Origin of the sequence: Flavobacterium sp. BFFFF1 (assembly GCF_002256285.1) — a bacterium.
Lineage (GTDB): Bacteria > Bacteroidota > Bacteroidia > Flavobacteriales > Flavobacteriaceae > Flavobacterium.
This window is the reverse complement of sequence record NZ_NKJE01000012.1, coordinates 81,313-94,667: the sequence shown is the minus strand read 5'-3', so window position 1 is coordinate 94,667 and position 13,355 is coordinate 81,313. Positions and strand designations below refer to the sequence as shown.

Annotated in this window: 13 protein-coding genes; 10 read left to right on the top strand and 3 right to left on the bottom strand. The window is 43.2% G+C overall.

The annotated features are described in order from the left end of the window. Positions 1-6: 6 nt before the first annotated feature. On the bottom strand, positions 7-807 hold the full coding sequence (gene nadE / locus CFE23_RS09405) for an NAD(+) synthase (RefSeq protein ID WP_291087078.1): 801 nt from the start codon (positions 805-807) through the stop codon (positions 7-9). 245 nt (positions 808-1,052) lie between these two features. On the opposite strand from nadE, the gene gldB reads away from it, so the two are divergent. Together gldB and gldC are read left to right on the top strand one after the other, a co-directional pair. Next, on the top strand, positions 1,053-2,030 hold the full coding sequence (gene gldB, locus CFE23_RS09400; RefSeq protein ID WP_291087076.1) for a gliding motility lipoprotein GldB: 978 nt from the start codon (positions 1,053-1,055) through the stop codon (positions 2,028-2,030). Next, positions 2,023-2,355 carry a gliding motility protein GldC gene (gene gldC / locus CFE23_RS09395; RefSeq protein WP_291087074.1) on the top strand — a complete coding sequence of 111 codons (333 nt, stop codon included), beginning with the start codon at positions 2,023-2,025 and terminating at the stop codon, positions 2,353-2,355. Before gldB ends, gldC begins: the two co-directional genes overlap by 8 nt. 3 nt (positions 2,356-2,358) lie before the next feature. Here the strand turns inward: gldC and yihA are convergent, their stop codons facing one another. Continuing rightward, complete coding sequence (yihA, locus tag CFE23_RS09390; protein ID WP_291087072.1) at positions 2,359-2,976, bottom strand: ribosome biogenesis GTP-binding protein YihA/YsxC; 618 nt, start codon at positions 2,974-2,976, stop codon at positions 2,359-2,361. 49 nt (positions 2,977-3,025) lie between these two features. Further along, positions 3,026-3,790 carry an alpha/beta hydrolase gene (locus CFE23_RS09385; RefSeq protein WP_291087070.1) on the bottom strand — a complete coding sequence of 255 codons (765 nt, stop codon included), beginning with the start codon at positions 3,788-3,790 and terminating at the stop codon, positions 3,026-3,028. 385 nt (positions 3,791-4,175) lie between these two features. On the opposite strand from CFE23_RS09385, the gene CFE23_RS09380 reads away from it, so the two are divergent. From CFE23_RS09380 to CFE23_RS09345, 8 genes are all read left to right on the top strand, one after another. Further along, entirely contained in the window at positions 4,176-4,649 is a 474-nt protein-coding gene (locus CFE23_RS09380; RefSeq protein ID WP_291087068.1) for a division/cell wall cluster transcriptional repressor MraZ, read from the top strand. Beyond that, on the top strand, positions 4,624-5,532 hold the full coding sequence (gene rsmH, locus CFE23_RS09375) for a 16S rRNA (cytosine(1402)-N(4))-methyltransferase RsmH (RefSeq protein ID WP_291087066.1): 909 nt from the start codon (positions 4,624-4,626) through the stop codon (positions 5,530-5,532). Before CFE23_RS09380 ends, rsmH begins: the two co-directional genes overlap by 26 nt. A 4-nt stretch (positions 5,533-5,536) precedes the next feature. After that, positions 5,537-5,884 (top strand): FtsL-like putative cell division protein, encoded by a 348-nt coding sequence (locus tag CFE23_RS09370; protein ID WP_291087064.1) that lies wholly within the window; start codon positions 5,537-5,539, stop codon positions 5,882-5,884. Continuing rightward, entirely contained in the window at positions 5,875-7,875 is a 2,001-nt protein-coding gene (locus tag CFE23_RS09365) for a penicillin-binding protein (protein WP_291087062.1), read from the top strand. Before CFE23_RS09370 ends, CFE23_RS09365 begins: the two co-directional genes overlap by 10 nt. After that, positions 7,872-9,335, top strand: a complete 1,464-nt coding sequence (locus tag CFE23_RS09360; RefSeq protein ID WP_291087060.1) for a UDP-N-acetylmuramoyl-L-alanyl-D-glutamate--2,6-diaminopimelate ligase — start codon at positions 7,872-7,874, stop codon at positions 9,333-9,335. The genes CFE23_RS09365 and CFE23_RS09360 overlap by 4 nt, the downstream gene beginning before the upstream one ends. 4 nt (positions 9,336-9,339) lie before the next feature. Beyond that, positions 9,340-10,569, top strand: a complete 1,230-nt coding sequence (gene mraY, locus CFE23_RS09355) for a phospho-N-acetylmuramoyl-pentapeptide-transferase (protein WP_291087057.1) — start codon at positions 9,340-9,342, stop codon at positions 10,567-10,569. Further along, positions 10,570-11,904: a UDP-N-acetylmuramoyl-L-alanine--D-glutamate ligase gene (gene murD, locus CFE23_RS09350; RefSeq protein ID WP_291087055.1), complete on the top strand. Its 1,335-nt coding sequence runs from the start codon at positions 10,570-10,572 to the stop codon at positions 11,902-11,904. It abuts the gene before it with no gap. A 103-nt stretch (positions 11,905-12,007) separates the two neighbouring features. Continuing rightward, positions 12,008-13,351, top strand: a complete 1,344-nt coding sequence (locus CFE23_RS09345) for an FtsW/RodA/SpoVE family cell cycle protein (RefSeq protein WP_291087053.1) — start codon at positions 12,008-12,010, stop codon at positions 13,349-13,351. The last annotated feature ends 4 nt before the right edge of the window (positions 13,352-13,355 follow it).

The following is a 13,355-nucleotide window of genomic DNA, read 5'->3' as shown; positions in this document are numbered from 1 at the left end:
ATCTCATCAGAAAATGGGTATTTTACAGACAGGTATTGGTTGCATTTTATGTTGGTTGTTCCGATTTAATCGCTTATAGATTCCGAAAACAACCTGTTCACGCCCCGAAAAATCGCCATCGGATTTTCCGTTTTCGTCTTGTACCATCGCCCACTCCAGTTCGTCATAAGAAGCGCCAATCTGCTCCTCGTCGGTCCTGTCATCTCCAAACAATCCGTCCGTTGGTGGTGCATTCAATATGGTTTCTGGCACCTGCAAATAACTTCCCAACGCGTATACCTCTGATTTCACCAAATCGGCAATCGGGCTCAAATCCACGCCGCCGTCGCCATATTTGGTATAAAACCCAACGCCGAAATCTTCAACTTTATTTCCGGTGCCGGCTACCAATAGATTACCGATGCCCGCATAATAGTACAAGGTTGTCATGCGAATCCTGGCTCTCGTGTTTGCCAACGACAGGTGCAAACGCGCTTCATCAGCGTCGGAAGCAATCTTTGTTTTAAACACTTCAAATACCTCCGAGAGGTCCGCAGCTGTGCTGTCAACGTTCGGGAAGCGTGCTTTCAATTGGGCGATATGCTCCTGCCCCCTGCTCACATGGCTGGGCGCCTGGTGGATTGGCATTTCCACGCACAGTACTTTTTTTCCCGTTTGCGCACACAATGTCGATGTTACGGCAGAGTCGATTCCGCCGGATATTCCAACAACAAAACCGTCCACCTTAGCGTTATCCGCATAGTCGTTGAGCCAGTTTACAATGAATTTATTTACCTTTGCCGCCGTATCAGCATTGATTTTTCGCATAGTATTTAGATAATTTAAAAAACTGAGATGTATATTTGCACGTCAAAAATCGAATTTATCCTTACACCGTTACGGCAGGATAAAATTCGTCTAAAATTAACAAAACAATTTATTCTTTAAGTCAGAAAAGTTGTAATATTTGAAGCTGAATCCCGCTGTTCGCTGCAATCTTTTTGTTTTTAAAGAACAAACAAAAAGGATTTCCGCTGCCATCGGGGCTAGGCATCCAGAATCCCCACTTACGTATGAAGCTAATTTTCAGGTTATTCGTTTTTTCAACTGCCTTTTTTTTCATTTCCTGCGATAAAACATCGAAAGTAGAGAAGGAAGTGGAGCAAATAAAGGTAAAGCCAATCCAGGTGACGCGTTTCGAGAAAGCTTTTTTTGAGACTAAGCCTGCGGATCTTCCAAAACTAAAGCAGGAATATCCTGATTTCTTTCCGCCCAATGTCAGCGACGCCGAATACATCGAAAAGATGACCAATCCCCAATGGCGGGAACTATACGCAGAAGTCGAGAAAAAGTACAGCGACTTTACCCCTGAAGCCCATGAAATAGAAGACGTCGTCCGACACATCAAGTTTTACTATCCCAAAGCCCGCACGCCGAAAGTCATTACGATGATTTATGAAATGGATTACAATACCAAAGTGTTGTATACGGATAGTATTGTGCTCGTGTCTTTGGAGATGTATTTGGGGAAAGACCATCGTTTCTATGACGGCATCGACAAATATATCAGACAGAATTTTGAGCGCCGCCAGATGATGCCGGACCTTGTGTCCTCCTTCGCCGCGACCAAAGTTCCGCCTCCGGCCGAAAAGACATTGCTTGCCAACATGATTTATTACGGCAAGCAATCATATATGCAGGACCTGTTAATCCCGGATTATACCGACGCCGAGAAGATCGGTTATACTGAGGAACAACTGAAATGGAGCGAAGCAAATGAAGCGATGATATGGAGTTACTTTATTGAACAGAGTTATCTTTACAGCACAGATAATAAGTTGTTGAGCCGATTTATAAATCTTGCGCCATTCTCCAAGTTCTACCTGGAAATCGACAACCAGTCGCCAGGACGTATCGGAAGGTGGATAGGATGGCAAATCGTTCGTTCCTTTATGAAAAACAATCCCGATGTGACCCTGCAGAAAATGCTTTTAATGGATGCCACGGAAATATTCAACAAATCAAAATACAAACCCGCACAGCATGAGTAATATTACCTCTGAAATAAAATTTTTAGTCGAGTTAGACGACAACCGTGTTCCTGAAAAATTGTCATGGACAGCACAGGACGGTGGGATAGATGCTGAAGAAGCAAAAGCCATGATGCTGTCAATATGGGACAGTAACGCGCAGGAAACGCTTAGAATAGATCTTTGGACGAAAGATATGCCCGTTGACGAAATGAAGATATTCTTCCATCAGACATTAGTGGCTATGGCAGACACCTTTATGCGCGCCACCAACGATGAAAAGATGACCGATACCATGAAGGATTTCTGCGATTATTTCGCTGAAAAGCTGGAGCTGAAGAAGTAGTGGTTAAAAGCCTTCGTTTTTGAAAATGCCCTGGTTCAAAGCATCAATATAATCCAACAGGGTTTCTTTGCCGGTCGCTTCCGATGCCGATGTTAAAAAATGCTGTGGCATTTCTTCCCAATTGTTTGCAAGCATCGACTTGCGGTAAGCGGCGATCGCCATTTCGGCCTTGACTTTCCCGATTTTGTCCGCTTTCGTGAACACAATACAGAACGGGATTTGCGAATCACCAAGGTATTCCATGAACTCCAGGTCAATAGATTGTGCTTCATGACGGATATCGATTAATACGAAAGCGCAAACAAGCTGTTCCCTTTTTTCAAAGTAATCAGTGATAAACCGCTGGAAAACCTCTTTTGTTTTTTTTGAAACCCTGGCATAACCATATCCGGGAAGGTCAACAAGGAACCAGTTTTTGTTAATGAGAAAATGGTTGATTAACTGTGTTTTTCCTGGCCTCCCTGAAGTTTTTGCGAGATTTTTATGATTGGTCAGCATGTTAATCAATGAAGACTTTCCTACATTAGAACGACCGATAAAGGCATACTCAGGAATCATATCCTTTGGGCATTTGGATACCTCGGAATTACTGACGACAAATTCTGCAGTGTTAATTTTCATAGTTTGCGGATCATAAAAATAAACCGCCATTTGGGCGGTTCGGTGGTTTCTAAAAGTGATGGGTTTTTAGCCAGTCGTGCATTAGGGTGTTAAATTCATCGGGATGCTCCATCATCGCAGCATGGCCGCATTTGTCTATCCAATATAATGATGAATTGGGCAACAGGCGGTCAAATTCCACCGCCACGTCCGGTGGTGTAACTTTGTCGTTTTTACCCCAGATGATACAGGTTGGAACGTGCATTTTTGGTAAGTCTTTTGCCATATTATGCCTGATGGCACTTTTAGCAATGGTCAGGGTTTTGATCAGTTTGATGCGGTCATTGGCCATCGCATAAACCTCCTCAATAATCTCCGGGGTGGCAATTTTAGGATCATAAAAGACTTCCTCAGCCTTTTTCTGTATGTAATCCCGATCACCGCGGCGTGGGTAACTGTCGCCCATAGCGCTTTCATAAAGTCCTGAGCTGCCTGTTATCACAAGCCCCATCATTTTTTCAGGGTACATCTTGGTGTGATACAACGCGATATGTCCGCCAAGCGAATTCCCAAGAAGGATTACCCGGTCAAAGCCTTTATAGGTGATGAAATCCTTTACGTATTTAGCGAATGCCTTGACGTTGGTTTTAAGGATGCTTTGGGTGTAAATCGGTAACTCCGGGATGACCACTTTATAACCGTGCTTAGGGAAATAGTCAGCGACTCCGTCAAAGTTGCTTAAACCACCCATAAGTCCATGTAATATAATAATTGGCGTGCCTTCTCCGGCTTCAAAATACTTGTATTTTCCTTCTTTTCTTAGGTCTTGGTCCATTACGGTCAGGCTTTTGGCGTTCACGCAAATATATGATATTATGGTAAAAAATGCCGCTTTATAAATTGAAAATGCTGTTTTACCTGGGTTGCGTGTAAAAGGCTAATATTCAACAGTGTCAAACGGATCATTGGTCTATTGGGAATAACATTTTTTTTGCGAATAGCTTTGTAAAACGCCAATAGTCGGTCTGAAAATTTCGGTTTATTCCACATTTTAATCATTTACGTTGTTTTTAATCGTAATTATTTTTTAGTGGTTCGTGGCGGGGTACGGTCAATTCATTGTGAAAAAGGGTAAAACTTATCAACAAAGTGGGGGATTTAGGTAAAAAGTGGGAAATATTTATTTATTTTTGCTTTCAATCGTGCAAAACCGTAACCCATTGAATACCATTATCGGGACATATGAATGCAAAGCCGATGGCAAAGGAAGACTCCTGTTGCCGGCGCCATTGAAGAAGCAGCTCGCTTCTTCATTGCAGGACGGCTTTGTTTTGAAACGATCGGTTTTTGATCCATGTTTGGAATTATGGCCGATGGCAGAATGGAATTTGATGATGTTGAAAATCAATAAGCTCAATCGGTTTAATAAAAAGAACAACGATTTTATCCGCAAGTTCATGGCGGGCGTTAAAATGGTTGACATTGATGATGTCGGCAGGCTGCTCGTAGCCAAAGACTTGATGGCGTACAGCAGTATTGCAAAAGACGTGGTGTTTTCTTCTAAAGTGAACATTGTTGAGATCTGGGATAAAAGCCTCTATGAGCAATCGATCTCGGGCGGCGACCAGGATTTCGCGGATCTTGCAGAAGAAGTTATGGGTGATGTAAATGATGACGACCATGGAATATCATAATCCTGTATTGCTTAAGGAAACCGTCGGTGGGCTTGATATCAAGCCTGATGGCGTGTATGTTGATGTCACTTTCGGGGGCGGTGGACATTCGGCGGAGATATTGCGGCAGCTGGGCCCCGATGGTAAGTTGTTTGCCTTTGATCAGGATGAAGATGCTTTGGCGAATGCGCCAGAGGATGACCGGTTTACGCTGATCAATGAGAATTTCAGGTTCCTTAAGCGGTACCTGAGGTTTTATAATGTCACCCAGGTCGATGGCATTCTGGCTGACCTTGGTGTTTCATCACACCAGTTCGATGTTGCGGAAAGGGGTTTTTCGACCCGTTTCGATGCAGAGTTGGATATGCGGATGAGTAAAAAAAATGACCTGAATGCATTTCGGGTGGTAAATGAATATGACGAGGCAAACCTCAAAAGGGTTTTTCTGGACTATGGTGAATTAAAAAACGCACCAGCTATAGCGCGGGTTATCATTGAAGCGCGGGAAAAAGAACCTATAAAGAATACCGAGCAATTGAAATTTGTGTTGGGAAGATTTCTTCCGCAGCACAAAAGCCACAAAATCCTGGCGCAAATGTACCAGGCGATTCGTATTGAGGTAAACCGCGAAATGGATGTTCTGAAAGAATTTTTGGTGCAATCACTTGAGATTCTAAAGCCGGAAGGAAGACTAAGTGTCATCGCCTACCATTCGCTTGAAGACCGGTTGGTGAAGAGATTTATGAGAAACGGGATGTTTGAAGGGGAGCCCGAACGCGATATGTTTGGGAATTTTTCAGTTCCATTTAAGTTAATCGGAAAATTGATTGTGCCGGACGAAGCGGAGATCAAAATGAATAATCGCGCCAGAAGTGCCAAATTGAGGATTGCTGAAAAGCGATAAACCAATGAAAAAGGGAGTTTACAGCATATTAAAAGCAAGATTTCTGGTCAATGAAGATGCCAATAAAAACTGGCGCTTTATTGTGTTTATCATTTTGATTGTGCTGGCGATGATTGGCAATACCAACCGCTATGAGCAGAAGATTTTCAGGATAACTGAGCTTACGAATGAAGTGAAAGAGCTGCGCTCAGAATTTGTAGACAGGCGTTCAGAACTCATGAAGTTGAGAATGGAATCCACTGTTTCAGAAAAAATGTCGTACCGCGGAATCCTTCCGGCATCGGTTCCGCCAGTCAAGATTAAAGTAAAGCAGGAAAAGAAAAAAGATTTTTGGGATAGTTTATGGCAATAGAAGAAAAAAATATTTCCTACCGCGTTTACATCGTTGGGTTTGCCATGTTCGTCATGGCAATCGCAATTGTTGTAAAGCTAACCAATATCCAATGGGTAGAAGGGAACTATTACCGTAAACTTGCCAAGGAACGCACCGTGAAAAATTTTGTCATTCCTGCTAACAAAGGGAATTTATACTCGGCGGACGGCAGCCTTCTCGCTACTTCAATTCCCAATTATAAGGTGCGCTTTGATGCAGTAGCCCCAAAGTCGGAAGATTTTAAAAAAAATGTGGTGGCGCTGGCAGATTCTCTGGGTGCGTTGTTGGGCAAACCTGCCTCATTTTATTTGTCCGGATTGCAGAGGGCGAGGAACAACAAAGACAGGTATTTCCTGGTAGCGAGGAATTTAAGTTACACCGAATATGTGAAAATCAAAGGATTCCCACTTTTTAAACTCGGCGCGTACAAAGGTGGAATTATCATAGAGCAACAAACTGTACGGGAACACCCTATAGGGCTGATTGCTGAACGTACCATTGGTTATGAAAGGGTGAATCCTGATGGCACGCCCGACGGAAAAGGAATTGAGTGGGCGTACCGGAAATATTTAAACGGCAAGGATGGTAAAATCCTGAAACAGAAAATCGCCAAAGGGCAATGGAAACCGTTGCGCGACAACAACGAGGTGGAGCCGCGCGATGGTTATGATGTCATTTCGACGATTGATGTCTACATCCAGGATATTGCGCACCACGCATTGTTGAAACAGCTCCAGGATTATGACGCGGATCACGGTTGCGTGGTGGTTATGGAGACAAAAACCGGGGAGATTAAAGCGATCGCAAACCTCGGAAAAGCCAATGACGGAACGTATTATGAAACGCAGAATTATGCCATTGCGGAATCCCATGAGCCCGGTTCAACATTTAAATTACTTGACCTGATTGCGCTATTGGATGATAAAAAAATTGACACCAGCGCTGTTTTTGATAAACATGACGGTTTGATAATGTACTGGGGTCACAGGGTTGAAGATTCCCACAGGACCTCTGGAAAGGTTTCGCTGGCCAAAGGCTTTGAAGTGTCTTCGAATACGGTCATGGTGCAGGCAGTATATAACAATTACAAAAACAATCCAGAGGAATTTGTAGATAGGATCAACAGTTATGGATTGAACAAACCGTTGGGACTCCCATTTCAGGGTGAAGGAAGGCCACGGATTCCGCAACCAGGTGACAAGACATGGTCGAAGTTGAGTCTTCCATGGATGGCGTTTGGTTATGGCGTATCCGTTACACCGCTGCAGACACTGTCGATATACAACGCGATTGCGAATGATGGCGAAATGGTGAAGCCGATTTTCGTCAGGGAAATTAAGGAATGGAACAAGACGATTAAAAAATATGACAAAGTGGTCATCAACCCGAAGATTTGTTCTGATGAGACGTTGGCAAAGGTCAGGGCAGTCCTGAAGAATGTCGTGAAACGGGGTACTGGTAAAAACCTGTACTCGAGAGATTTTTCTATGGCAGGAAAAACGGGTACGGCTCAGGTGGATTATGCGAAAAATGGCGGTGCCGATAAATATTATGCGTCTTCCTTCGTGGGTTATTTTCCGGCTGATGCGCCAAAATATTCCTGCATTGTCGTGGTTCATAAGCCGAGTACTGTAAACAACAATTACTATGGCGCAGATGTAGCCGGGCCGGTTTTCAAACGCATTGCCCAAAAGATCTTCACTGACTCACCGTCGATGAACGAAGTCAAAACTTTGAAAAAGAAGATCGTCGTTCAGGAAAAAAGCTACAACAATTATGATGCAAAGGCTCAGAATAACCTCACGCAAATCCCGGATGTAAAAGGAATGGCAGGGATGGACGCTGTGGCTTTGCTTGAAAATATGGGGCTGAAAGTCAAAGCAATAGGTATCGGAAAAGTGAAGAAACAGTCGTTGCCTGCTGGAGGTCGTTTAGTGAAATCAAAAACCATTATACTCGAATTATCGTGAACACTTTAAAAGACATATTGTACAGGGTTTCCATTGAAGCGGTGAAGGGCACCACTGATATTGAAATCAATATGGTTGATTTTGATTCGAGAAAGATTTCCGAAAACGACGTTTTTGTGGCCATTCGGGGTACAGCGTCAGATGGTCATGACTTTATAGAAAAGGCTATTAACCAAGGCGCTATTGCCGTGGTGTGCGACACATTTCCGGAAGTTATTGTAAGCGGAATCACCTATGTTAAAGTTAAAGATACCAATGCTGCCCTCGCTTTTATGGCAGATAATTTTTATGACAATCCTTCGAAAAACCTAAAACTGGTGGGGATTACCGGGACCAACGGCAAAACAACGGTAGCGTCTTTATTGTACCAGTTGTTTAAAAAAGCAGGTTATAAGGTAGGTTTGATTTCAACGGTGAGGATTTTGGTCGATGAAGTTCAATATAGCGCAACGCATACGACACCGGACCCATTGACAATCAACCGATACCTCAAAGCCATGAATGAAGTGGGTGTGGAGTTTTGCTTCATGGAAGTCAGCTCCCACGGTATTCATCAAAAGCGCACAGAGGGACTTCATTTCGCCGGAGGTGTCTTCACGAATCTGTCACACGACCATCTCGATTACCACAACACATTTGCAGAATACCGCGATGTGAAAAAGTCATTTTTCGACCATTTGGAGAAATCGGCGTTTGCCCTGTCCAATGTGGACGATAAAAACGGCCTGGTGATGTTGCAGAATTCAAATGCGAAAAAAGTCACTTATGCCCTAAAATCATACGCTGATTACAAAGCACAGATTCTTGAAAACCAATTGTCAGGACTGTTGCTTAAAATCAATGACAATGAAGTTTGGGTGCGTTTAATAGGAACTTTCAATGCTTACAACCTACTCGCGATCTATGGTACTGCGGTTGAACTTGGTCTGGATAGTTTTGAGGTTTTGCGCCTGCTTTCTGAATTGGAGAGTGTTTCTGGCCGATTCCAGTTTATCATCTCAGACCAGCAGATTACTGCAGTAGTCGACTATGCACACACACCGGATGCACTGGAAAATGTGCTGAAAACCATCAATGATATCCGTACAAAAAACGAACAATTAATTACGATAGTAGGTTGTGGTGGTGACCGGGATAAGACGAAAAGACCGTTAATGGCAGGTATAGCAGCCAGCCTGAGTGATAAAATAATCATCACTTCAGACAATCCGAGGACGGAAGATCCTGAAGCGATTATCGCTGAGATGGAGAAAGGTGTTGAACCGCAACATTTCAAGAAGACCATTTCAATTACCGACAGGAAACAAGCGATAAAAACGGCTTGTCAATTTGCCGGACCAAACGATATTATCCTGATTGCCGGAAAAGGACATGAGACCTATCAGGAAATCCAGGGCGTGAAGTATGATTTTGACGACATGAAGATTGTGAAAGAATTTTTGGAACAACTCAACAAATAGAACTATGCTGTACTACTTATTCGATTATTTGCACAGAGAAATGAATGTTCCGGGAGCCGGTGTTTTTCAATACATCACGTTCAGGTCGGCGTTGGCAATTATTATGTCACTTTCTATTTCAACGATTTTTGGAAAGAAAATTATCAATTTCCTGCGGAACCAACAGGTTGGCGAAACGGTAAGGGAATTGGGACTTGCTGGTCAGAATGAAAAAGCGGGTACCCCAACGATGGGCGGCTTGATCATCATTGTCGCGACGCTTATCCCGGTAATTCTTTTCACAAAATTGGATAATATCTATATCATACTGCTGGTTGTGACTACATTATGGATGGGAACCATAGGCTTCATCGATGATTACATTAAAATCTTTAAAAAAGATAAGCAAGGGCTCAAAGGAATATTCAAAGTTGTGGGCCAGGTTGGGCTTGGGCTGATTGTCGGAAGTGTGCTGTATTTTAATCCAAATGTTACGGTCAGAAATGATAAAACCGCTGAAAGCTATACTTACGAAAAATCTGAGAGTGTCATTACCACGTTGCCGTTAGAAGAGAAATCTACAGCAACGACTATACCTTTTTTCAAGAACAACGAGTTTGATTACGCAGAACTGTTAGCGTGGACGGGTGACAATTACAAAGACTGGGCCTGGTTGATATTTATCCCGATCGTCATTTTTATTATCACTGCAGTTTCAAACGGCGCCAACCTTACCGATGGTATCGATGGATTGGCTGCAGGAACATCGGCGATATCAGTAATCGCACTGGGTATTTTCACTTTCGTTTCCGGAAACGTTATTTTTTCCAGTTACCTGAACATTATGTACATCCCCAATTCAGGAGAGATGACGGTGTTTATTGCATCATTCGTTGGCGCATTGGTCGGTTTTCTGTGGTATAATTCTTATCCGGCATCGGTCTTTATGGGCGATACGGGTAGCTTGACCATCGGTGGAATTATTGCCGTATTGGCGATTTCGGTCAGAAAGGAATTGCTGGTGCCACTGTTGTGCGGAATTTTCCTGGTCGAAAATTTCTCAGTCGTTTTGCAGGTAAGCTATTTCAAATATACGCGCAGGCGTTTTGGCGAGGGCCGCAGGATTTTCCTGATGTCGCCATTGCATCACCATTACCAGAAGAAAGGATACCACGAAAGCAAGATCGTGACGCGGTTTTGGATTGTCGGAATTCTGTTGGCCATCGTGGCCATCGTGACACTAAAATTGAGGTAAATGAAAAGACTGGTGATTCTGGGTGGTGGCGAAAGCGGTGTGGGTACTGCGATTTTGGGAAAGAAGAAGGGATTCGATGTGTTTGTGTCGGATTTTGGGAAGATAAAGGAAAATTATAAAGAAGTTCTTACGATTAATGAAATTGCCTGGGAAGATGAAAAGCACACGGAAACACTCGTGCTGAGTGCCGATGTGGTCATGAAAAGTCCTGGAATTCCGGAAAAAGCGCCGATCGTCAAAAAGTTGGTCGAAAAAGGCATTCCTGTGATTTCTGAAATTGAATTTGCGTTTGGCTACACCGATGCGATTACCATCGGAATAACGGGAAGCAACGGAAAGACAACAACGACAATGCTGACATACCACTTGTTGAAATCAGCCGGATTGAATGTAGGATTGGGCGGAAACATCGGGAAAAGTTTTGCATGGCAGGTTGCAGAAAACCAGTTCGATGTCTATGTATTGGAGTTGAGCAGTTTTCAACTGGACGGAATCATTGACTACAAGCCGCACATTGCGATAATTACAAACATCAGCCCAGACCATCTCGACAGGTACAATTACAATTACAATGAATACATCGATTCGAAATTCAGGATTACGATGAACCAACAGGAAGAGGATTTCCTGATTTACGATGACGATGACGAGGCCATTTCATCCTGGCTTTCAAAAAATAAGATTAAAGCACAGAAAATACCATTTTCGATTACAAAACAACTTGAAGAAGGCGCATCAATAAACGACAGAACAATGAAAATTAATATCAAACAAGAAGAATTTACAATGGACACCAATTACCTAGCACTGGAAGGCAAACACAATCTCAAAAATGCCATGGCAGCTGCATCGGTAGCCCAACTGATGAAAATCCGCAAGGAAACCATCAGGGAAAGCCTGTCCAATTTTCAGGGTGTCGAACACCGCCTGGAGAAAGTACTTAAGATTCAGAATGTGCAATACATCAACGACTCTAAAGCGACTAATGTAAATGCTACGTTTTTTGCGCTGGAAAGCATGACCATGCCTACAGTCTGGATTGTCGGTGGTGTGGATAAGGGAAATGATTACGCCGAATTAATGCCGTTGGTGCGTGAAAAAGTCAAAGCGATTATCTGCCTGGGCGTGGATAACAAAAAGATAATTGATGCGTTCGGAAATGTGGTAGACATGATGGTCGAAGTACACTCAATGTCTGATGCGGTACGCACTGCTCAAAGGTTGACTGAGAAGGGCGATGCGGTTTTACTCTCACCAGCCTGCGCGAGTTTTGATCTTTTTGAAAATTATGAGGACAGGGGAAGACAATTTAAACAGGCGGTACAGAATCTTTAGTTGGGTAAGCTTCCAACTAATAGCAGTCAGCTCCTAAGTGATAACGAATAAGTAAATAAAACAAAGCTGAAAGCTATATGCCGACAGCTAAATGCTAAAAAAAATGTTCAAACTAATCAACAGTTTAAAAGGAGACAAAGGCATCTGGTCATTCGTGGCCCTGCTTGCTTTATTCTCTTTTATGCCGGTGTTTAGCGCGAGCAGCAACCTGGCCTATATGAACCACGGCTCAGGAAATACATTGGGGTACCTCCTCAAACATGCGATTCACATTCTTTTCGGTTTTTTTATTTTATACAACATACAAAAAGTCCCATACCACTATTTTCGCGGTATTTCCAGGATTCTCCTGCCATTTGTATGGGCGCTTTTGGCGTATACATTGTTTTTTGGGGTAGAGCAGGGAAGTGCCACGCGTTGGATACAGGTGCCTTTCGTGGGTATTTCGTTCCAGACATCCGCTTTGGCATTTATTGTGCTGATGATTTTCGTTGCGCGATATTTATCCAAAATGCAAACAGCCGAAATCACTTTCAAATCATCATTGATTGATTTATGGCTTCCTGTCGGATTTACCTTAGCGCTGATTCTGCCCAATAACTTTTCAACCGCAGCCTTGATTTTTGCTATGGTCCTGATGCTGACGTTTATTGGGAACTATCCCATAAAATACATCGCTTCTATTATCGGGATTGGCGTGGCGATGTTTGCGTTGTTTATTATTGTCGCCAAAGTAGTCGAAAAAACAAACCCGGACCACACCCCAAAAATCTTCGGGCGCGTCAAAACCTGGGAAAATCGTTTCGACAGTTTCTTTGATAAAAAAGATAAAAGCCAATCTGAAATCTCCGACGATGATTACCAAATCGAAAAGGCCAAGACAGCGATAGCGTCCGGCGGATTCTACGGTCTGGGTCCTGGGAAAAGTGTGCAGAAAAATTTCCTTCCACAATCTTCTTCCGATTTTATTTTTGCAATAATTGTGGAAGAATATGGATTGGTTGGTGGTCTTGGCGTGCTCACATTGTATCTGCTGCTGTTTTTTCGGTTCATTGTGGCGGCGCACAAAGCGAACTCGCCATTTGGAAAGTTTCTGGTAGTGGGATTGGGGTTTCCGATTATATTCCAGGCCTTAATTAACATGGGCGTTGCCGTGCAGCTTTTACCGGTAACGGGTCAAACGTTACCATTAGTCAGCAGCGGTGGAAGTTCCATCTGGATGACGTGCATCGCCATTGGGATCATCATCAGCGTAACCAAAAAAGAAGAGGAAATAGCCGAAGAGCTCGAAGAAAAAGAACGCAGGAACGAGGCGTTGCAGAAAATGATTGACAAACATTTGCAGGACGAAGAAGAGGAAACTGAAAATGAAGCGGCGTTCGGGGAAAACGAAAATTATTCCATCACCGATTCGGCAAATCCGATGAAAGCAGTGATGAACAAATAGTATA

What these genes read in the sequence shown, in the direction of transcription:
- gldC (WP_291087074.1), top strand. Translation starts at nt 2,023, where the DNA reads ATGAGTAATATTACCTCTGAAATAAAATTTTTAGTCGAGTTAGACGAC.
- CFE23_RS09370 (WP_291087064.1), top strand. Translation starts at nt 5,537, where the DNA reads ATGAAAAAGGGAGTTTACAGCATATTAAAAGCAAGATTTCTGGTCAAT.
- murD (WP_291087055.1), top strand. Translation starts at nt 10,570, where the DNA reads ATGAAAAGACTGGTGATTCTGGGTGGTGGCGAAAGCGGTGTGGGTACT.
- rsmH (WP_291087066.1), top strand. Translation starts at nt 4,624, where the DNA reads ATGATGACGACCATGGAATATCATAATCCTGTATTGCTTAAGGAAACC.
- gldB (WP_291087076.1), top strand. Translation starts at nt 1,053, where the DNA reads ATGAAGCTAATTTTCAGGTTATTCGTTTTTTCAACTGCCTTTTTTTTC.
- mraY (WP_291087057.1), top strand. Translation starts at nt 9,340, where the DNA reads ATGCTGTACTACTTATTCGATTATTTGCACAGAGAAATGAATGTTCCG.
- yihA (WP_291087072.1), bottom strand. Translation starts at nt 2,976, where the DNA reads ATGAAAATTAACACTGCAGAATTTGTCGTCAGTAATTCCGAGGTATCC.
- CFE23_RS09365 (WP_291087062.1), top strand. Translation starts at nt 5,875, where the DNA reads ATGGCAATAGAAGAAAAAAATATTTCCTACCGCGTTTACATCGTTGGG.
- CFE23_RS09385 (WP_291087070.1), bottom strand. Translation starts at nt 3,790, where the DNA reads ATGGACCAAGACCTAAGAAAAGAAGGAAAATACAAGTATTTTGAAGCC.
- CFE23_RS09345 (WP_291087053.1), top strand. Translation starts at nt 12,008, where the DNA reads ATGTTCAAACTAATCAACAGTTTAAAAGGAGACAAAGGCATCTGGTCA.
- nadE (WP_291087078.1), bottom strand. Translation starts at nt 807, where the DNA reads ATGCGAAAAATCAATGCTGATACGGCGGCAAAGGTAAATAAATTCATT.